Genomic DNA, 20,664 nt, shown 5'->3' on the forward strand with positions numbered 1-20,664 from the left:
AATTGGGTTGTCAGTACAGAGAGGATATGTAGCCGTTTATAGCAGACTTTTCTGTCTTTATTTTGACGCAGTTAATGTGTAATGGCACTAGCTTTTTCATAAACAGAACTAGGCAAAGGATAAAATCAGGTTATATCCTCATATTGAAAAGCTTGTATTGATAGTTTCCGCATATGGCAGGACACAGTAAATGGGCAAATATTAAACGTCAAAAAGCAGTGGTAGACGCAAAAAAAGGTAAGACTTTTACCCAACTGTCACGTGCAATTATTGTAGCTGCGAGAAGTGGAGTCCCTGACCCTGCTGGTAATTTTCAATTACGTACTGCTATTGAAAAGGCAAAGGCAGCCGGGATACCCAATGATAATATCGAAAGAGCGATCGCCAAGGGTGCTGGTACGTTTGCAGGCGATAACTCTAGTTTAGAATCAATTCGCTATGAAGGATACGGTCCTCTTGGAGTTGCAGTTCTCATCGAAGCACTAACGGACAATCGCAACCGAACTGCGGCTGACTTGCGTACCGCCTTTAGTAAAAATGGTGGAAACCTGGGTGAAACAGGTTGTGTCAGTTGGATGTTTTCTCAGAAAGGCGTTTGTACGGTACGGGGAGTTGTGGATGAAGAACAGCTTTTAGAAGCTTCCTTAGAGGGCGGTGCTGATACTTATGAGATGACTGAGGATAAAACAGCTGAGGTATTTACCGCAGTTCCAAATTTGGAAAGCCTCAGCCAAATTCTTAAAGACAAAGGTTTTCAAGTGAGTGATGTTGAATTGCGCTGGATTCCCGGTAATAACGTAGAAGTCACAGATTTAGATCAAGCGCGATCGCTTTTAAAGTTAATTGACTCTTTAGAAAGTTTAGATGACGTACAAAATGTTACCACTAATTTTGATATGTCAGAAGAATTGATGACAGTTATGGCTAATGGTTAATAGCTAATGGCTAATGGCTAATGGCTAATGGTGAGACCAGAGAAAGTAGGCGGGTTTCCCGCGCCCTGGGGACTGGCGAACCCGAAGGGCTAATGGCTAATGGCTAATGGCTAATGGCTAATGGCTAATGGCTAATGGTGAGACCAGAGAAAGTAGGCGGGTTTCCCGCGCCCTGGGGACTGGCGTATAGCCCTTGCGGGCATAGCTTCGCATCGCGAAGCGTCTCCGTAAGGAGATACCCGAAGGGCTAATGGCTATTAATCAGTAACTATTTGCGGTTCTTTCTACGATCTTTTTCTAGCGGTGTTACGGGAGTATCAATCAAACTTCCGAAGTCTTCCATGATGACTGTTGGAGTCTCGATCTGCTCCTAGTACGCCCTAGACCTAAAACTGAGATGATTGTCGCAATATAAGGTAAAGAATCTTTCTCAGTTTCCTGGCTTTCTAAAACAATTCGTACAACAAGTGAAGATTTTACTTCTTTTGCTGTCAAATATTCTATATAACATCTTTAACCAGTGAGTTATAACCAATCACTTATGGCATTTTGGACAAGATTATGTGTAAGAAATTTTGAATTCAAGATATGTACTGGTAAATTATGAAAAAATTTGGTATCATGAAGCACCCACAATAAAAGTAAGCGTTCAGTTGCATCCCAATCCCTAAAAATTCGTGTCCAGGTTTGTAAACCACAGCGAGCGAACAACTATGGAAATTATTAGATGTTATTGTCCAGAATCAGCAAATGAACTGTTATCTAGCTATTCACATACACCTGTTAAATTGACTGGAAATTTTTTGACGCAGTTGCATTGGATGAAGCTATCTGGCAATGCTGCAAGGTATTTATTGGCTGTAGCCTTAACTTTGTCTGTTCTCGGTGTGGTGGAACAAGCTCTAGCTGGTCAGAAAGTAGGTAGTGATGGACCTGAAGTTGCTAGCATACAAAGATGTTTAAAACAATTGGGGTATTTTAACGGTAAGGTCACGGGTAAATTTGCTTCCAAAACACGAGAAGCTGTTATTCGTTTCCAACAAGATAACAGGCTTCCGACTGTTGGGGTGGTAGGTAGTCAAACTCAACGGCTTCTGCGATCGCAGTGTCAAAGCAGAACTTCTGGAGGTCGTGTCAGTGAGGGTTTGCAACGGGGTAGCAGTGGTGCATCCGTCAGAAGATTGCAACAAGATTTACAACGTTTGGGGTATTTTAACGGTGCAATAACAGGTTATTTTGGCTCGGAAACAGAGCGAGCTGTCTCTCAATTTCAGCAATCTAATGGCATTAGCCCGGATGGTATTGTTGGTACGAGAACAGAAGAAGCTATTCGTGTCAGTTTAAACCAACCGAATTACCCACCAAATCAACCCGATTATTATCCACCAAACCAACCGAATTACCCACCAAATCAACCCGATTACTATCCACCAAACCAACCGAATTACCCACCAAATCAACCCGATTACTATCCACCAAACCAACCGAATTACCCACCAAATCAACCCGATTATCCAAATAGCGCAGACAGTTCCTATTTAAAACAGGGTGATTCCGGTCAACAAGTTAGAAAATTGCAAGATGACTTGCAGCAATTGGGCTATTTTCGTGCAAATCCTACGGGATATTATGGTCCCACGACTCAGGAAGCTGTCGAACGTTTCCAACAAAATTATGGGCTGACACGCAATGGTGTTGCTGACTCACAAACCCTAGCCAGAATATCAGATGCTTTGATAGGAGGAACAAATTCGACCAATTCTAATTGTTCGGTTAATCAAGGTGATATCTGTTTGGGTGAAAGGAGCCAACGTGTTGAAATCGTGCAACGGCGTTTGCAGGATTTAGGATTGTTTCAAGGTCGAATCACAAACTATTACGGTTCGGCAACTAGGAATGCTGTAGCTCAATTTCAAAGAAGTCGCGGACTAGAAGCTAACGGAATTGTAAATTATCAAACTTGGCAAGCCTTGAGATTGGATGATCTCGGAGGTAACCCAGGTAATACATCTGGGTATCCCGATTTTCCCGGTAATACAGGAAATCCTCCTGAATGGTCTCCCGGACGTGAAAATCGCTATGTGGTCATTGTACCAATTCGCAGTTACGACACTTTAAGCAGAGTGCGTCAGTACGTACCGTCTGCTTTTCAAGCAGACTCGCGACTGGGTACTTATGTCAATGCCGGACAGTATAGCAGTCGTTCTGAAGCAGAAAAACAGTCGGAATATTTGCGCTCTCAGGGTCTAGATGCAAGAGTTGAATATTTTTGAGCGGTGACAAGCAATCGGTAAATCTTCTTTATTGAAAGTATTTTCTCTTTCAAGAGAAAGATGTATTGCCCTGCAAAAATAATGTTTAAATAAAGAGGTTTAAATTTTTAAAAAGAAGATTTTGTCAAGCTTCCATCACAAAAGTGTAGGGGTGCAAAATGCTATCAGAGAAAGAAGCGATCGGGATACTTGAAGAAAATAATATGAAGCCCAGTACATTTCAACAACAAGGACAAAAGAGGCTCGTTGCCAAACTGACTAATGGGTATTCATTTATTATCAAAAAAGATGAGTCAATGCCCGGTTATCTATGTGCTTATCTCAACTCTAATAGAAATGGAGATTTAATGATCTGGAAGAGAATTGACAGAAATTCTTTGCTCTTAGCAATTAAAAGCGTACACGAATTTCTAGGAATTCAGCCTCAATGGAAAGTGGAAAGCGATCGTTTAATGACTCCTGTAACTTTTGCGTTTTTATCTTTACTTATCAGTACGGGATATCTCTTTGGTAGCAAGCTAGCTTACTGCAATGCCCAGAACTCAGATATGTATTTGTCTCAACCCGAACACATATCAGTTATTAGCGAGTGAGACTTAGAAGAAAATTTATCAACGTAGGTTGGGTTGAGGCTTTGCGAAACCCAACCTATTCGTCCAATGTTGACCAACAAATTTGCCACGATGTTGACCAACAACTTCGGCACAACGTTGGGTTTCGTTCCTCAACCTAACCTACTTAATAATGACTGCCTGATTTGCGATGGTGTACTGCGGTTATTCCCTCGTTATCTAGTAGCTTACCATCTTTGACAACTGCGTAAATCAGCCAGTGATCGCCGCATTCCATACGGTTTGTGACAGTACACTCCATATATGCAAGTGCATCAGTCAAAATTGAACAACCATTTTCAGCTTCTTCTGTTGCAACATCAACAAATCGGTTTTGTCCGGGAGTAAAGGGTTTTAAGAAGTGCTTCATTAAACCCAAGTGATTGCCTTCTTTTAAAACATTGAGCACGAATTTGTTGCCAGAGTGCGTCAGTGATTCCACAGCACGGTCTTTAGCTACTGCAATGGTTAACGCCGGGGGATTAAAGCTTGCTTGAGAGACCCAAGAAGCTAACATGGCACTGGAGATATCGCCTTGCTTGGCTGTCAATACGCACAGCGAGCCTACAATTCTACCAACAGCTTGTTCTGTTGTTGTAGCAGGTACACTTTGCGCTCTGACTTTTTTGGCTTTTTTGAGTGCTTGAGCAAAGTCGGTTCCTGCTTCTTCACACATTTGTAAGGTGGTATCATCTGGTTTGAACTTGACTCGGATGGTTTCAAAACCAAAACGATAACCTGCGTCCTTCAACTTATCTTCTAGGAAATCGACTGCTTCCCCACTCCAACCAAAAGAACCAAACACCCCAGCAAGTTTGTTGTTTGTTACAGTTGAGAGAACAATCCCCAAAGCTGTTTGAACTGGTGTTGGTGCATGACCGCCTAAAGTTGGGGAACCTATGACAAAACCAGATGCTTTTTCCAAAGCCATCCGGATTTCCTCTGGTTCGGCAACTTCACAATTTATTGATTCTACCCCAACACCTGCTTTGGTGATACCGCGAGCGATCGCTTGGGCTAAAGTTGCCGTATTCCCGTAAGCAGAAGCATAAATCAATGCAACAGAAGTATCCTGAGATGTTTGCTGTTGGCTCCACTGCTGGTAAGCCTTTGTCAGCTCGAGCAAGCCATAGCGTACCAAAGGACCGTGTCCGGTTGCATACACTCTCACGGGAAACTCAGAAAGTTTTTCCAACGCTGTCTCAATCTGACGGGCATGAGGAGCCATTAAGCAATCATAGTAATAGCGTCGATCTTCTTGAAATATCTCCCAACCCTCATCAAACACTTGATCGCCACAAATATGCGCTCCAAATAGCTTATCGGTATAGAGAATTTCTGTTTGTGGATCGTAAGTACAGAGTTGATCTGGATAGCGAGGGTTAGGAGTAGGAATGAATTGTAAAAGATGCCCTTTCCCTAAATCGAGAGTATCTTCCCCTCGCATAACCAGAACTGGTAAATCTGGGTTTTCCAACGCACCTCGCAAATTGATGGCTCCTGGGTTAGAACAAACAAAGGTAATTTGAGGTGCAATTTCAAGCATCGCTTTTAAAGTTGCTGCACGGTTGGGATTCACATGACCCAGAATTACGTAATCAACAGATTGCAAATCAAACCGTTTCTGCACCGCATCCAGATAAATTTCTGTGAATGTTTCACCAGGAGGATCGATAAGGGCAGTTTTATCTCCTTTGATTAAATAGGAATTAGCTGTTGTACCCTTTGCCAGCGCATATTCAATTTCAAATCTCAGGCGAGTCCAACTGCGAGAACGGAGTACAGTGGTATCTGTAGCGATGGGCAGAACTTGAACGTCACGGGGTTTTGTGGAGGTCATAGCGATTTTAGATACGTGGATTTTAGATTGGAGATTGGGGAGAGGGGGTAGACAAGGAAGAAACTTCTATCTTGTCCCCCTTGTCCCTAATTAATAGTGATTGCCAACCTTACGATGGTGGACGGCGGTAAGGGCTTCTGCTTTGCTCACCCGTCCTGCGTAAACCGTGCTGTATACAATCCAGTGATCGCCACCATCCATTCTGCTTAACACTTCGCATTCCATATATGCCAAAGCTTCTGCGAGGATGGGTGCTCCATTTTCCGCTGCTTGGGTTTTGACTCCTTCAAAACGGTCGGCTCCTGGAGCAAATCGTTTGAGGAAGTGCTTCATCAGGCGCTGGTAGTTGTTTTCTTCTAGGACGTTAAGTACAAACTTATCCCCCACTTGCATGAGTGATTCAATTGCCCTGTCTTTAGCAACTGCTATTGTGATACCTATCGGTTTGAAACTGGCTTGGCTTACCCAAGAAGCTAACATGGCACTGGATACATCACCCTTTTTCGCAGTGATAATATAAAGCCCGCCACTGATTCTCCCTAAAGCTTTGTCGAGGTCAGCACCTAAAGATTTCATCTGCTTGATGCTGCGATCGCGTGTCACCCATTGTCCCAAGTCTGTTCCAGCCTCTTCACAAAGCTTGTAGGTGTTTTCTGCGGGCGTTTGTTTAATCCGAATGGCTGGGAAGGCGGTTGTTAAACCTAAATTCCGAAATTTACTGAGTAACGGATCGATTGGTTCGTCATCTCCACCGCCTGACTCAAAAATGCCTACCGCTTGTTTTTCATTAGCAGAACCTAAGATCGTACTGAGAGCACCTTGAAGCTGACTGACATCTGAAGCTGGGGGCATTCCAACGGCAATTCCCGCACAGCGACTCACAAGCTCTCGCAATTCTACCAAGTCACCAACAGAGCGTAGATCTACCAGTTCCACCGCAACGCCTGTTTTTGTAATCCCTAAAGCTATTGCTTGAGCCAGACGATAACTGTAACCGTAATCGGATATGTAAAAGACCCCAACTGTTGTTTCTGCTTTAGTTTGTGTTTGGCTCCAATTACGGTAGCGTCCGGTTAATTCTTCAACATTATGATATAATAAGGGACCGTGACCCGTGGCAATTAAATTAATCTTTTCCAGTTCAGCCATGCGCTTGAGAGCAGATAAGACCGAACGGGCGTTAGGAGCCATTAAGCACTCGTAGTAATATTCAAAATCAGCTTCAATCGCTTTTAGATCTTCGTCATAAGTACTGTCCGAGCAGTAGTGCAATCCAAAAGCATCGCAAGTGAAGAGAGTTTGGGTTTTGCGGTCAAATGTAAAGATGGTGTCGGGCCAGTGTAAATTGGGTGCAATCACAAATTCTAGTTCGTGTCCGTTGCCCAAATCCAAGCGATCGCCATTTTTCACAATTTGCCGTTTGAAAGGCTGATGCACCAAATTTTCGAGAAATTGAATAGCAACTTTAGAACCAACAACCGTAATATTTGGAGCTAGTTGTAAAACATCTTTAACTAAACCACTGTGGTCTGGCTCGGTATGACTGATAATTAAATAACTGATATCGGTGGGATTGACCAAACCCTTGAGGGTATCTAAAAACAGTTGGCGAAACTTTTCGTGAGAAGTATCTACCAACGCTGTTTGCTCGCCGCGTATGAGGAATGAGTTGTAGGTAGTTCCATTTTGCAGCCCGAACTCAATATCAAAGCGGTCTCTATCCCAATCCAGAGAGCGAATTGCTGTTGTGTCGGAAGCAATATCGACAACCTGCATGGTTAGCCTTTTGTTAGTTTTTTCAGTGAGTGCTACCATATATCCCCTCCTAAGAGAATGAGTATTTATTACTCTTTTTCTATTGTGACACGAGTTTTTTGTAACGTTTTATTAAAAATTCTATAATTTGGTTAAAAAAACTCTAAGGAAAGGGTCGGGGGTTAGCGAAAGATAGGAAATAGGTAATTTCCAGGCTGTGTTTTCACACAACTCGTTTAGTCTCGTAATTTTTAGATCTCCCCCAACCCCCAACCCCTCACCCCCAATTCGGTCAAAAAAACAGAATGACAGACAGTACTTTGTGGCTAGGATTGACGATCGGAAATTCCCGACTGCATTGGGCGTGGTTGAAAGGCAAATCGCGCATTTGTGCTTGGGACACAGAACATTTGCCACAAAAAGTTATACATCAACTATCTAACTGTAAAACATTAGAGGACTTCATTACCCATTTTCCCACCTCCCCCTCCTCCCCTCCCCCTCTCTCCCCCTCCTACCCTCCCCCCCTTCTCCTAGCTTCCGTGGTTCCGAGTCAAACACAACTGTGGGAATCTTACCCAAATGTTCGCGTCATCACCTTAGACCACATCCCCTTACAAGGTCTTTATCCTACATTAGGAGTCGATCGCGCCTTAGCTTTGTGGGGTGCGGGCGAGAAATGGGGTTTTCCCATGTTAGCGATCGATGCGGGAACTGCACTGACTTTTACAGGTGCAGATGCTAACAAATGTTTAGTTGGCGGTGCTATTCTTCCTGGGTTGGGTCTGCAGCTTGCAACTCTTGCTCAAAAAACCGGACAATTGCCAGTGGTTGAACTACAAAAGCATCTTCCACAAAGGTTTGCTTTAAAAACCGAAGAAGCCATACAAAGTGGAGTTGTCTACACTCTGGTTGCTGGAATCAAAGACTTTGTTGAGGCGTGGTGGCGGGATTATCCTGAAGGGAAGATTGCAATTACAGGAGGCGATCGCACTTTGTTAGTCAATTATTTGCAAGCACGATTTCCTGCGATCGCAGCACGTTTCTACGTGGAACAGAATTTGATTTTTTGGGGAATGCAAGCACTACTGACTGGAATGTATGAGTAAACGACGAGTATAGAAAGTTCTTAGAGGTTGTTTGAGAAGTAGTTATCTGTGATTTTAGGCACTCAGTGCTCCCCCTGCCCCCCTTAAACAAAGCTGCGGTGGTGTACACAAGTCTCCTAAAATGCCTTCTAGCAGTTTCGATCCCCCCTAGCCCCCCTTAAAAAGGGGGGAAAATACTCTTAATGATATGACTTGTTACTGGTCAGTGCTGACTGTTAATTTGATAAAGTCACGGATATCTCCAGCAACAACTCCTGCACAAGACTCAGGTAGATCGTTAGCACCATGGGCGATCGCCTTCAACTCTGCTTGAGGAAGGTACTGAGCACAGGCTCGACTCATGTCTAGAAATTCTTTCGAGTCTTTTCCACCTTCTAAAATTAAAACAGGAGCAAGTATTGAGGACAATTGTTCTTGCAACAACTCTGCTTTAATTTCTGGTTCCTGACGCTCGAAGAGTAATTCACAGGCTGTAGGATAATTGAGCATTGCCTGACGTAACTTCCAATCTCGTTCAATTTGATCGTCCCAGCCAAAAATTTTAGTAATTGGGCGGAGGACTCTCAAGATTTGAAATAATGTGAGTGGAAACTTAATAATACGCCGCATCAGTTGCAAACGCTTTTTTTGCCCTTCAATTGCGATACCTTCTGGTGATATCAACACCAAACCACAAACTTGTTCTGGATACTTCAAACTATAACTAGCAGCAATCCAACTTCCGAGGGAATGCCCTACCAAGTATACCCTTTCTAGCTTTAACGCTTGCAAAAATTCTGCCAGACATTCAACGTGTAAATCTATCGAATGATGGATGTTTGGACGTTCGGATTCACCGAAGCCAAATAGATCTGGTGCAAAGCAATGGAAATGTGATGAAAGCAATTCCATTAAGGAAACCCATTGGCTGCTATCGTTCCACGAACCGTGTAAGAAAACAACAGGAATTCCTGTACCAATTTCGCGCCAAAACAAAAGCCCTTGAGAGAGCTTTCTTCGGGAGTTACGGAATAGAGAATCCATATTAGCTATTTCATATAGTCATTCACACTAGTGGAAATTATGAATGATGAATGATGAATGATGAAAAAATAATTCATAATTCATAATTTATAATTCATCATTCTCAAGCCAGTGTCGTCAAACCATTTAAATAGTCTTGCAATTGGCGACTGTGATCGTGAGACATTTTTCCAGGCGGTAGGGAATCGGTTGGAAAAGCTTGGATTTCCATAACTTCCAATGTATCTTGGATCGCCATGTCTCCCCGAACATCGGCTTCCACAACAATACAAATCGAATGGATTCTGGGGTCACGGTCTGGTGCGGAGTATACACCAACCAAACGCCGAATTTTCACTAATTCCAATCCGGTTTCTTCCATCAATTCCCGTTCTACTGCACTCGGAACATCTTCGCCCCAATCCACCATACCTCCAGGCAATGCCCACAGACCATTGTCTCGTCGCCGAATTAAAACAATTCGACCATCGGGTAAGATTGGAATTATACTTGTCCCTGGAACTGGATGGCGGAAGATGATGCCAAGAACAGTTTGTCCAAATCGCCATAAACTACGTGTGGACTGAACAGCCGCATCCATAAAAGCAAAATTGTTCAATTTTCAAATTTTGTCTTGCAGTGTAGAGAACCTTACCACACAACATTTTCTCAACAAAAATGTTGAGTTGCACCTTATACAATCATAGTTGTGGTTTGGAGCCATATCTTAAAGATTATCTCAGAAAATACTGATTCGACCACTGCACCACACTGAAAATGACTGCTTTACAAATTTCATAGTTCATCCTTGAGTTGACAGAAACTCTATACTAAGTTAGTATAGATTGCTGTTTAAAATATAGAAGTCGCCAATCTAGGTGAGAAAAACAAGTAAGCTCAACAGCAGATACTGCCTACATCAACCCTAGAAGCGAATTTTTGTTGTTTATTTAATGAGGTGAACATGGCTAAGCGCCGCAATCCGAAAAAAGAAAAGGCGCTACGGAACCAGGCGTATGCCCGAAAGTTTCGTAAACGGACTACAACAGGACGGATGGGCAATAGAAGATTCCAGCAAAGACCGCCGAAGAGTGAAGAGGATGAGGGCGCAGCAGCTATTGACGCTGAGTAGAAACGCTGCTCAAAATATTTGCTCTATGTTTGCTCTCTAAGTTACGGCGGGCGTACAAATGTACGCCCATAATTATTGCTAGCAATTTGGGAATGGGGGATTAAAATAATTTCCCACTCCCTTTTTCCCTAGCGATCGCTATTGGGAGTTTGACTGCGGGCGGCTTTTAGCGCTTGTCTCACTTGTTCAAATCCCGTACCACCATAGCTGTTACGAGCAGCAACGACTTGACGCGGTGATATTGCATCGTAAATATCTGCGTCAAAAGCTGGGTGAAGTTCTTTCCACTCCTCTAAACGTAAATCTTTAAGAAGTTTACCAGCAGCAATACTGGTTTTCACAACTTTGCCTACAAGGTTATAGGCTTCCCGGAAAGGTACACCTCGGGCTGCTAAATAATCTGCTACATCAGTAGCATTGGAAAAGTCTTCTGTTACTGCTTCTGCCAAGCGCTGGGTACGGAATTCCAACCCTTCCCGAAGTAAAATTGTCATTGCCTCAAGACAGGCTGTGACTGTATTAACACTATCAAATAAAGCTTCTTTATCTTCTTGCAAGTCTTTGTTGTATGCCAGGGGTAATCCCTTCATTATGACCAACATTGCTTGTAGATGACCAAAGACTCTCCCAGTTTTACCCCGAACCAACTCTGGTACGTCGGGGTTTTTCTTTTGAGGCATAATGCTCGAACCAGTAGCACAACTATCTTTGAGGGTGACAAAGCTAAATTCCTCAGACGCCCATAAAATGACTTCTTCTGAAAGACGGCTGAGGTGAACCATAATTATACTAGCTGCGCTGAGAAATTCAATGGCAAAATCGCGATCGCTAACTCCATCAAGACTGTTAGCATAAATGCCATCAAACTTCAACAAATTAGCAGTGTACTGGCGGTCTATAGGAAAAGTCGTTCCCGCTAGAGCACCGCAACCCAACGGTGAAACATTCACTCGACGAGACACATCTTTAAGACGTTCGCGATCGCGCTGCGCCATATGAAAGTACGCCAGTAAGTGATGGGCTAGACTCAGGGGCTGAGCGCGTTGTAGGTGAGTATAACCTGGAATCAGTGTTTCAATATGTTGTTCGGCAATATCTAACAGCACATTTTGAAATTCGCACAATTGGTCGCTGATTTGCTGAATTCGATCGCGAAGATAAAGCCTAGTGTCAGTCCCCACCTGATCGTTTCGGGAACGGGCAGTGTGTAATTTTTTACCCAAATCGCCCACCATTTCCACAAGACGACGCTCAACGGCAAAATGGACATCTTCTGCTTCAATCCCAGGGTTAAAGTTACCTTGTTGATATTCCTCGTGAATCTTGTCTAGAGCTTTGACAAGTTGCTCGCCTTCGTCTCGAGAAAGAATGCCAGTATGAGCAAGCATTTGTGCATGAGCTTTAGAGCCCATCAAGTCATACTCTAAAAGCTGAATATCAAAATTAATACTGGCATTAAATCGAGCGATTGCAGGATGCAACGCCGATTCAAACCGTTGACTCCAAGTGTTTTGTGCAGCCATATGCTCTGTTGGGAATGGTTGGTTGTTAGCCGTTCGGTGTTAGTTGTATTTTTGCACCACTCACGACTAACCACTAACCACTAACAAACTAGTTTTAACCGTAACTCGTTAAATTCCGAATCATATAACCAAGAGCCAATCCAATCAAGAGTGCCCAAGCTTGACCTGTCTGCACAAAGTGTGTAAACGCTTTTTGCATCTGACCGAGAATGTTGGGGTCAGTTACAGTTTGCGCCAGTACCGTCCAGTCTAAAGACGACCACCAGACGAAATGAGATATTGAATCAGTAAATATGTCCATATAAAAGATAAAGGATAAAGAAAAAGATGAAGGATAAAATTTTATCCTCGATACTTCCCGGTGATACCGCAATAAGTAGAAATTGTCTAGTGGTAAAATAATGCTCTGTATCTGAAGTGATGGCTCCCCAACGCAGTCCTAATGAAAATTTTCACCTTCAACATGAAAATCGCTTCCACTCCTTCTTTTTAAGGCACGCCGGGAAAGACATCCACCATCTTAATTTTGATGTCCGCAGATTCCTTCACAAACTTCACCTTAAAGTCGGGAAAGATTTCAACAACTTGCCACTTGCCACAATCTTGAGGAAATACCGTCACGTTTTGAACGTGTAAGTCTGGAAAGTCCTTAACTTTTTGTACGGTAATATCCGGGAAATCCTTGACAATTTGTACTTTGCCGTAAAGCTTAATACCTTTATAAGTACAGCTTGCATCAATTTTACTTTCAGCAGTGACGGTGTCGTTAGTTGATATAAAAATTGTTAATAGAAAGCTTAAGGCAAATGCAGCCAGTACAATCCAACGTTTCATGTTGAACCTCAGAATTGGTTTGCCTACCGTCATAACCTCATGACTCGGTTGATGCCAACCGCAATTTTGCGGCTGTCCGCAGAATTTGTCCCGCCAACACTGCTGCACCAAATCCATTGTCAATATTGACAACCCCTACACCCGCAGCACAAGAGTTTAACATTGTCAATAGCGGTGCTAATCCTCCAAAACTGGCTCCATAGCCGATGCTAGTAGGGACAGCAATTACGGGACAATCTGCTAAACCTGCAACTACGCTGGGTAAAGCCCCTTCCATTCCCGCCACAACCACCAAAACTGATGCTGATTCAATAACATGACGGTTGTTTAGCAAGCGGTGAATTCCAGCAACTCCCACATCCCAAAGACGCTGCACTTGAAAACCGGACAGTTCGGCGGTGACAGCTGCTTCTTCAGCGACTGGTAAATCCGCAGTACCAGCAGAAAGAATGCCAATGATACCAGGATCTTGCGGTTCAATGCTGTCCGGAGCGATAGCACAAATTCGGGCTAATTCGTAGTAGCGCAAACCCCTAACTTTAGATTGCAATACAGCATAAAGGGCTGGATCTATACGGGTAGCCATCACCACTGGATTGCGCTGGCGCATGATATTCATAATTTGAGCAATCTGTTCGGGAGTTTTCCCCGGTCCCCAGATAACTTCAGGAAAACCCGTTCTTAAGGCGCGGTGATGGTCTATTTTGGCAAACTCGCCTACAGGTTCATAAGATAAGTTTTTGAGCGTTTCTAGAGCAGCATCTGGGGTAACGTTACCTTGAGCGACAGATTCTAAGAGCGATCGTAATGATTTATTGTTTGTCATTAGTTAATTGTTGGTTGTTAGTTGTTATACCAATTTTCTATGAAGATGCCTGCAATTAGCCTGCGAAGCGCCCTCTTTGTTTGTATAGTCCCACATTTGTAATGTGAGGAAATTTTAAGCACAATTTCATATAGAATTGGTATTAATTGTTAGTTGTTAGTTATTAGTTGTGAGTGGTTAATTATTCTACTAACCACTAAACAATAACCTCTATAGCAATTCGTATGGGAGTTACAAACACTTCTGTCTTGTCTTCCTTGTCTCCCTCATCTCCCCCCTCTCTCTCGTCTCCCTCGTTTAGCTCTCAAGTAATATTGCTATATCTATTTTTCTACCTTAAGTTCATATTTATTCCACATTGTTCCTGCTTGGGAACCAACTGCAGAGTATTTAATGTTTTGAATGCGGTTTCGCACTGCTGACAAAGACAAAGGATTGATTAGATAAATAAATGGTAAATATTCTTGGGTTAGACGTTGGGTTTGAAAGTAAATTTCTTTGCGTTTTTCTTCATCTAACTCTTGGGCTCCTTGTTTATACAATCGACCGATTTCTGCTTCCCAATCTTCTACTTTCCAACCAATGAGAGGTTCCTTTCCTGCTTGTGGTTTTTGATTGAAGGTATGCAACCCCCCGTCAGTTAACCAAACGTTAGACGCATCATTAGGTTCAAATCCTCCACTCACAAAACCCAGTAGATAGCATTCCCAATCGAGTGAATCGGACAGTTTCGCTACAAGCGTGTTGAAAGAAATTGCGTTAAAATCTACTTGAATTCCAATTTGACTCAAATCGTATTTAATTTGCGCTCCCATTGCTACGCGAGTTTTATTTTCAGCATTTGTTATTAATGAGAAACGCACCCGATTTCCTTCTGCATCTAATAACTGGTTTTTAGCGTTATATCGAAAACCCGCTTTTAATAGCAAGTCTTGAGCTTTTTTGGGATTGTAATCATAAACTTTTAAGCCTTTTTCTGGAGGAAGATAGTAAGGGCTTTGTACCTCTATCGGCGAATTTTGTACGACACCAATTCCTCGAAAAATATTATTGAGCAATGCTTCTCTGTTGATAGCACGGGCAATGGCTTGTCTAAACGCTAAAGTATTAAACCAACGAGATTTAATCGGATCGACGACAGGTTGTCCGTTTTTACGTTGACCGCGATTGAGGTTAAAGGATATAAAATTTTGAGATAATTTCGATCCCCCATTGTAGATTGTGAATTGTCCTCGTTTCTCTTCCCGCTTGAGTAAAGAAAAATTTTCTGGGGACACTTCTACTATATCTAAGCCTCCAGAACGAAATTGAAGGATTATTGAATCTGTAGATTCAATAATCTGCCAAACAATCCGGTCAACATAAGGTAGTTGGTTACCTTGAGTATCTTTACGCCAGTAATAAGGATTGCGCTCGAAGATAACTCGTTGGCTTGGTACATAGCTTTTTATTTTGTAAGGACCGCTCACAATTATTTGACTCGGGTCTGTACCCGTTCCCCAAATTGATAGAAATTGTGGATTTCCATTAACATCTAGAGTTTTTAAGGATTCAGCTAAAGCATGTTTTGGCATAATACCAATTGAGTTTGTAGAGCCGCCCGTGGTAGTATACAGAAAAGGAGCGAAAGACTCGGGAAGAGTAAATTCAACTTTGCGATCGCTCATTTTCCTTATTTTAGGAAAAATACCGCTTGAACCTATTTTCAAACTATCTTTCCAATCTGTAGGAATTTTAGGATTAAAAATTATATCTTGATAAGTAAAGAGAACATCATCTGCAGTTAGGGGCTCGCCATCTGACCATTTCAGACCCTCACGCAGGGTAAAAACTATTTGCTTTTTATCATCAGAAATTTCCCAAGATTCTGCTAAATCTGGTTCTATTTCCCCAGTCTCGCCATTAAGAGTTGTTAGCCCTAAAGTCGTAAACAAAAAGACATGAGGATAGGAATTATTAAAGGAGTAATTAAAAGTTTGAGGATCGCCAATAGTACTAGTCACCCATTGAGATACATTTCGTACTGCTGCAGTTTTTAGGTTGGTGGGATTGCAACTTGTAAAAATTAACTGACAAACCAACCCTAAAATTAATATTGGAACAACAGAAAGCCAACGGCGATGACGGGGGAAGAGAAAAAACATCATGGGAGGAAAATTTTAATCTTTTCGCATGATACAGCCTAAGGGAATGGGGAATGGAGAATAGGGAATGGGAATTGATGATTCTCCCTTGTCCCCCTTGTCTCCCTTGTCCCTCTTGTCCCCACTCCCTAACCCCTATTCCCTTCAGCGACTTTCATCTCGTAAAGATTCCAGATGTAACCTCTAGGGGAAGGAAAAGCAGCAGAGTACTTAACACCTTGAACGGTATTGCGTACAGCCACTAAAGCCAAGGAATTCCATAAGTGAACGATCGGTACATATTCTTGCGCGAGACGCTGTACCTCGTCATAAATCGCTTTGCGCTTTGTTTCATCAAACTCTCTTGCTCCTGCAATGAAGAGTGCTTCAATTTTTTTCTCCCAATCAGAGGCTTCCCAACCCTCTAGAGGGGGCTGTCCTTTTGCAGGTTTTTGATTGAAAACGTGGAAACTACCCTCTACAGTCCATACGTTATAACCATCATGTGGCTCAATGTTTCCACTCATACCTCCCAAATAAGTTTCCCAATCAAGAGTGTTGGTGATTTTGTCTCCCAAAACGCTGAAATCAACGTATTGTAGATCTACTGTCATTCCTATCTTGCTCAAATCTTGCTTGATTTTGGGAGGAACTGAGGGTCGGTTACTAGCAGGCGCTAACATTGTAAAGCGCACTCGATTTCCATCCGAATCGAGTAACTGACCTTTGTTATCGTATTTAAATCCCGCACCTAGTAAAACTTCTTTGGCTTTGTCTACATTATAGTTATAGGCTTTAAGACCTTGTTTGGCAGACAAGTAGTAGGGGCTCGGGGCAAAAAATGGCGAGTCTTGGGGTTCGCCCAATCCCCGCAAGTTGTTGTTGATTATTGTTTGGCGATCGAGAGCGTAAGCAACAGCTTGTCTGAAAGCAACAGTATTAAACCAACGGGACTTAACCGGATCGACAAGAGGTTTTCCGTTGCGACGACCTTTGTTAAGGTTAAAAGCAAGTAAACTTGTACCGGTGTCGGGTCCTGCATTTTGAATGCTAAAATCACCTCGTTTTTCTTCTCGCTTCAGCAATTGGAAAGTTCCCGGACCAATTTCCAGTACATCCAATCCTCCAGAGCGAAACTGCATCAAAGCCGTATCAGCATTTTCTACAATTTGCCAAACAATACGCTCGATATATGGCTGCGGCTTCCCTTGTGCATCCTTTCGCCAGTAGTAAGGGTTGCGCCGAAATATCATTCTTTGACTGGGTAAATAAGTTTCTAGAGTATAAGGTCCATTCACAATAATTTTCTTGGGGTCTGTATCTATTCCCCAAGTAGAGAAAAATTCCGGTCTGCCATCGGAGCGCTTGGTTTCCACTGCTTTGCGTAAGGCGTGTTCTGGTAAAATCTCCATTTCTGCTGCAATTAATGCCAAAAAGGGTGCATAGGGTTCTGGCATAATAAATTCCACTCGCCGACTGTCAATTTTGCGGACTTTAGGAAAAGCTTTGCTAACACCAATGCGGAGGTTATCTTGAGCGTAGGTAGGAATTTCTTTATTTAGATAGATGTTGTTAAAGGAAAAAACAACATCGTCCGCTGTGAGGGGTTCTCCATCTGACCACTTTAATCCCTCACGCAAGGTAAAGGTATATCGCAGCTTATCCTGAGAAATTTCCCATGACTCCGCGATCGCAGGTTCAATTTTCTTAGTAATGCCATTGAGAGCTGCTAATGGTTCATAAGTAAAACGAAAGATATTGGGAGTTGATTGGCTCAAAGCTGCGTTAAAAGTTTGCGGATTACCCCCGGCGCTAATAACTAGTTGGGATACTTGAGCTGCTGAGGTTTTAAATTGACCGGGATTGCAGCCGTTCAAAGATAGAGCTATCCAAAAACCTAGTAAAGCTACAATCCAACCTCTTGGGAAAATTTGTGGTAATTTTTTTGGAAAAAAATGTGCTTTCATTTTTCTAGAACTTTGCGATGGGCTTTATTCTAGAATTCATCTTGCTAAAGTGTCTAGTGAAAAATAGGAATGGGTTTTTGTATAGGACGACGGGCGTCTTCACCCGTCCCATAGGAAAATCACAATTAACAACCCCTAATCCCTAACTTTCATTTCGTATATATTCCAAACATAGTTACCAGGTGCAGGAAAAATAGAAGTGTATTTCACATTTTCTAAGTTATCACGCACTGCTGCTAAAGCCAGGGGATTAAACAAGTAAATAAAAGGTAAATATTCTTGAGCAAGACGTTGCGTTTCTACATAAATTGCTTTGCGTTTTGCTTCGTCAAACTCTCTAGCAGCTTCGATGTAAAGATCGTCAATTTTTTTCTCCCAATCAGAAGTTTCCCATCCTTCTATACGATCTTTTTTACTTTGCGGTTTCTGATTAAAAACGTGAAAGTTTCCATCTACAGCCCAGATATTGTAACCGTTGGCTGGTTCAACACCACCGGTGATTGCTCCATACCAACTGTCCCAATCTAAAGTATTGGAAATTTTTTCTCCAATAACACCAAAATCTAGGAACTGTAAATCCATCGTAATTCCAATCTTTTTTAAATCCTGTTGAATTCTCGGTGTAACTGTCGGTCTACCACCAGATGATACCAGCATGGAAAAGCGGACTCGATTGCCATCAGAATCTAGTAATTGACCTTTGCTATCGTATTTAAATCCTGCTCCTAGTAAAAGTTGCTTGGCTTTTTCTGGATTATAATCGTAAGATTTTAAGCCTTCCTTGGTAGAAAAGAAGTAGGGGCTGGGGACTGAAATTGGGGAGTTTTGCGTTTCGCCCAATCCACGCAGGATGTTGTTGATCATGGTTTGGCGATCGATAGCATACGCAACTGCTTGTCTGAAAGCAACATTGTTAAACCAGCGCGACTTGATGGGATCTACTAAAGGTTTTCCATTACGACGACCTTTATTAAGGTTAAAAACCATAAAACTCGTACCAGAATCAGGTCCCGCATTATCAATATTAAATTTCCCGCGTTTTTCTTCACGCTTTAACAGTTGAAAACTACCGGGACCAATTTCGAGTAAATCCAACCCTCCAGAGCGAAATTGCATTAAAGCTGTGTCAGCATTTTCCACAATTTGCCAGACAATACGTTCAATATAAGGTTGCTGCTTTCCTTGTGCGTCCTTACGCCAGTAGTAAGGATTGCGTCGGAATACCACACGCTGGCTGGGTGAGTAGCTTTCTATTGTGTAAGGACCGTTAACAATAATTTTTTTAGGGTCTGTGTCTGTTCCCCAGGTAGAAAGAAACTCTGGTTGTCCGTCACCTCGTTGTGTTTCCACAGCTTTACGCAAAACGTGTTCTGGTAAAATTGCCGTTCCTGCTGCAACAGTTCGTAAAAAAGGGGAAAAAGGTTCTGGCAAAGTAAATTCTACCTGGTTGCTGTCAAGTTTGCGGACTTTCAGAAATTTCCTGCTTTTTCCTATGCGAAGACCGTCTTGATAATAGGAGGGAATGCGTGGGTTGAGATAAATTTGATTAAAGGAGAAAATAACATCATCCACTGTTAATGGTTCCCCATCGGACCATTTCAATCCATCCCTTAAAGTAAAGGTAATCCGCAATTTATCTTCCGAAATATTCCAAGATTTTGCCAGGGCTGGCTCTACTTCTTTTGTCACTCCATTTTCTGTCGCTAATGATTCATAAGTAAAAGCAGAAATATTGGGTGATTCTTGAATAAGAGCATAGTTAAAAGTTTTAGGATCGCTGGCGGCTGCAATTACTAGTTGTTCGACTTGAGCAGCTTGCGTTTTATACTGGCTGGGATTGCATCCGTTTAGAGATAGAATAATCCAAATTCCTAAAACTGCTAACAGCCAACTGCGTCGAAATAATTTTCTCAAAATATTAGATGTCATTTTAAAATATCTTTTCTAACTAGACTGATTTGCCAACCAATACATAAATTATTTATAATTCTTATAGCTTTTTTCCTGCTACTACTCGTTAATTTGTATCCCAATCAATTGGTATTTTAAAATAGTATTATGGGTCTTTCCAGTGTAACGTACTCTTTTATTACAATTTATTAAGACGGGAGGCAGAGCCTCTAATAATTTATTCCCAGGCGGAGCCTGGGAACAAGGAAACCCCGATCTCTAACCCCGTGTAAGTAAAACGACAGCGTAAGCACAAATCCCTTCTTCTCTGCCTACCGGACCTAATTTTTCATTAGTTGTTGCTTTTACGCCGACTCGATCCGGTTCGATTTGCAAAACACTGGCTATTTTTGAGCGCATTGTTTCAATGTGTGGTTTTAATTTCGGGCGTTCTGCTACGACGACTGAATCAATATTGCTGACTTCCCAACCGCGATCGCAAATCAGTTGATGCACTTGACTCAACAGCACCAAACTATCTGCACCCGCCCATTGGGGATCGGTGGGTGGAAAATAATGTCCGATATCCCCCAAAGAAAGCGCCCCTAGCATGGCGTCCATAATCGCGTGTGTGAGAACATCCGCATCACTGTGTCCTAACAAACCTAGGGAATGGGGAATATTAACTCCGCCCAAAATCAAAGGGCGATCGCTCACTAAGCGGTGAATGTCGTATCCATTACCAACGCGAATATTCATAATTTATTATTTGTTGTTTGTCAATTAGGAATTGGGGAAGGTAGGTTCCCCACGAAGTTGAGATAAGCCCATGAGGATTGAGCAA

At 42.4% G+C, this 20,664-nt stretch carries 16 protein-coding genes; 4 read left to right on the forward strand and 12 right to left on the reverse strand.

Features of this window, described 5'->3' with window-relative positions; genetic code table 11:
* Positions 1-173 precede the first annotated feature (173 nt).
* From HC643_RS27505 to HC643_RS27515, 3 genes are all read left to right on the forward strand, one after another.
* Positions 174-935 (forward strand): YebC/PmpR family DNA-binding transcriptional regulator, encoded by a 762-nt coding sequence (locus HC643_RS27505; RefSeq protein ID WP_038082573.1) that lies wholly within the window; start codon positions 174-176, stop codon positions 933-935.
* 713 nt (positions 936-1,648) lie between these two features.
* On the forward strand, positions 1,649-3,208 hold the full coding sequence (locus HC643_RS27510; RefSeq protein WP_050046803.1) for a peptidoglycan-binding domain-containing protein: 1,560 nt from the start codon (positions 1,649-1,651) through the stop codon (positions 3,206-3,208).
* 158 nt (positions 3,209-3,366) lie between these two features.
* Positions 3,367-3,801, forward strand: coding sequence for a hypothetical protein (locus tag HC643_RS27515; protein WP_038083109.1), 435 nt, complete (start codon positions 3,367-3,369; stop codon positions 3,799-3,801).
* Between the two features lie 145 nt (positions 3,802-3,946).
* On the opposite strand, the gene HC643_RS27520 is transcribed toward HC643_RS27515, so the two are convergent.
* On the reverse strand, positions 3,947-5,659 hold the full coding sequence (locus HC643_RS27520; RefSeq protein WP_038083110.1) for a diflavin flavoprotein: 1,713 nt from the start codon (positions 5,657-5,659) through the stop codon (positions 3,947-3,949).
* 90 nt (positions 5,660-5,749) lie between these two features.
* Positions 5,750-7,474: a diflavin flavoprotein gene (locus tag HC643_RS27525; RefSeq protein ID WP_038083112.1), complete on the reverse strand. Its 1,725-nt coding sequence runs from the start codon at positions 7,472-7,474 to the stop codon at positions 5,750-5,752.
* Positions 7,475-7,719: 245 nt separating this feature from the next.
* Here HC643_RS27525 and HC643_RS27530 point away from each other — a divergent pair, with 245 nt between their 5' ends.
* Positions 7,720-8,523: a pantothenate kinase gene (locus tag HC643_RS27530; protein ID WP_202048662.1), complete on the forward strand. Its 804-nt coding sequence runs from the start codon at positions 7,720-7,722 to the stop codon at positions 8,521-8,523.
* Positions 8,524-8,718: 195 nt separating this feature from the next.
* Here the strand turns inward: HC643_RS27530 and HC643_RS27535 are convergent, their stop codons facing one another.
* The 10 genes from HC643_RS27535 to ispF form a co-directional block, all read right to left on the reverse strand.
* Entirely contained in the window at positions 8,719-9,546 is an 828-nt protein-coding gene (locus tag HC643_RS27535) for an alpha/beta fold hydrolase (protein WP_038082976.1), read from the reverse strand.
* Between the two features lie 103 nt (positions 9,547-9,649).
* Positions 9,650-10,126, reverse strand: a complete 477-nt coding sequence (locus HC643_RS27540) for an NUDIX hydrolase (RefSeq protein WP_137986653.1) — start codon at positions 10,124-10,126, stop codon at positions 9,650-9,652.
* A 659-nt stretch (positions 10,127-10,785) separates the two neighbouring features.
* Positions 10,786-12,180, reverse strand: a complete 1,395-nt coding sequence (argH, locus tag HC643_RS27545) for an argininosuccinate lyase (RefSeq protein ID WP_038082978.1) — start codon at positions 12,178-12,180, stop codon at positions 10,786-10,788.
* A 94-nt stretch (positions 12,181-12,274) separates the two neighbouring features.
* Positions 12,275-12,481 carry a hypothetical protein gene (locus HC643_RS27550; RefSeq protein WP_050046802.1) on the reverse strand — a complete coding sequence of 69 codons (207 nt, stop codon included), beginning with the start codon at positions 12,479-12,481 and terminating at the stop codon, positions 12,275-12,277.
* A 188-nt stretch (positions 12,482-12,669) separates the two neighbouring features.
* Complete coding sequence (locus tag HC643_RS27555) at positions 12,670-13,014, reverse strand: 7(1) septoil knot domain-containing protein (RefSeq protein ID WP_050046801.1); 345 nt, start codon at positions 13,012-13,014, stop codon at positions 12,670-12,672.
* A gap of 37 nt (positions 13,015-13,051) precedes the next feature.
* The gene (larB, locus tag HC643_RS27560; RefSeq protein ID WP_038082979.1) at positions 13,052-13,840 is read right to left on the reverse strand and encodes a nickel pincer cofactor biosynthesis protein LarB; all 789 of its coding nucleotides are present in this window, start codon (positions 13,838-13,840) and stop codon (positions 13,052-13,054) included.
* Positions 13,841-14,163: 323 nt separating this feature from the next.
* Positions 14,164-15,987, reverse strand: a complete 1,824-nt coding sequence (locus HC643_RS27565; protein WP_038082980.1) for an ABC transporter substrate-binding protein — start codon at positions 15,985-15,987, stop codon at positions 14,164-14,166.
* Positions 15,988-16,112: 125 nt separating this feature from the next.
* Positions 16,113-17,930, reverse strand: coding sequence for an ABC transporter substrate-binding protein (locus HC643_RS27570; RefSeq protein WP_050046800.1), 1,818 nt, complete (start codon positions 17,928-17,930; stop codon positions 16,113-16,115).
* Positions 17,931-18,065: 135 nt separating this feature from the next.
* A complete protein-coding gene (locus HC643_RS27575; protein ID WP_038082981.1) occupies positions 18,066-19,859 on the reverse strand; it encodes an ABC transporter substrate-binding protein in 1,794 nt (597 codons plus the stop codon).
* Between the two features lie 240 nt (positions 19,860-20,099).
* Complete coding sequence (gene ispF / locus HC643_RS27580) at positions 20,100-20,579, reverse strand: 2-C-methyl-D-erythritol 2,4-cyclodiphosphate synthase (protein ID WP_038082982.1); 480 nt, start codon at positions 20,577-20,579, stop codon at positions 20,100-20,102.
* Positions 20,580-20,664: the final 85 nt, after the last annotated feature.

Source organism: Tolypothrix bouteillei VB521301 (assembly GCF_000760695.4).
GTDB classification, from domain to species: Bacteria; Cyanobacteriota; Cyanobacteriia; order Cyanobacteriales; family Nostocaceae; genus Scytonema; species Scytonema bouteillei_A.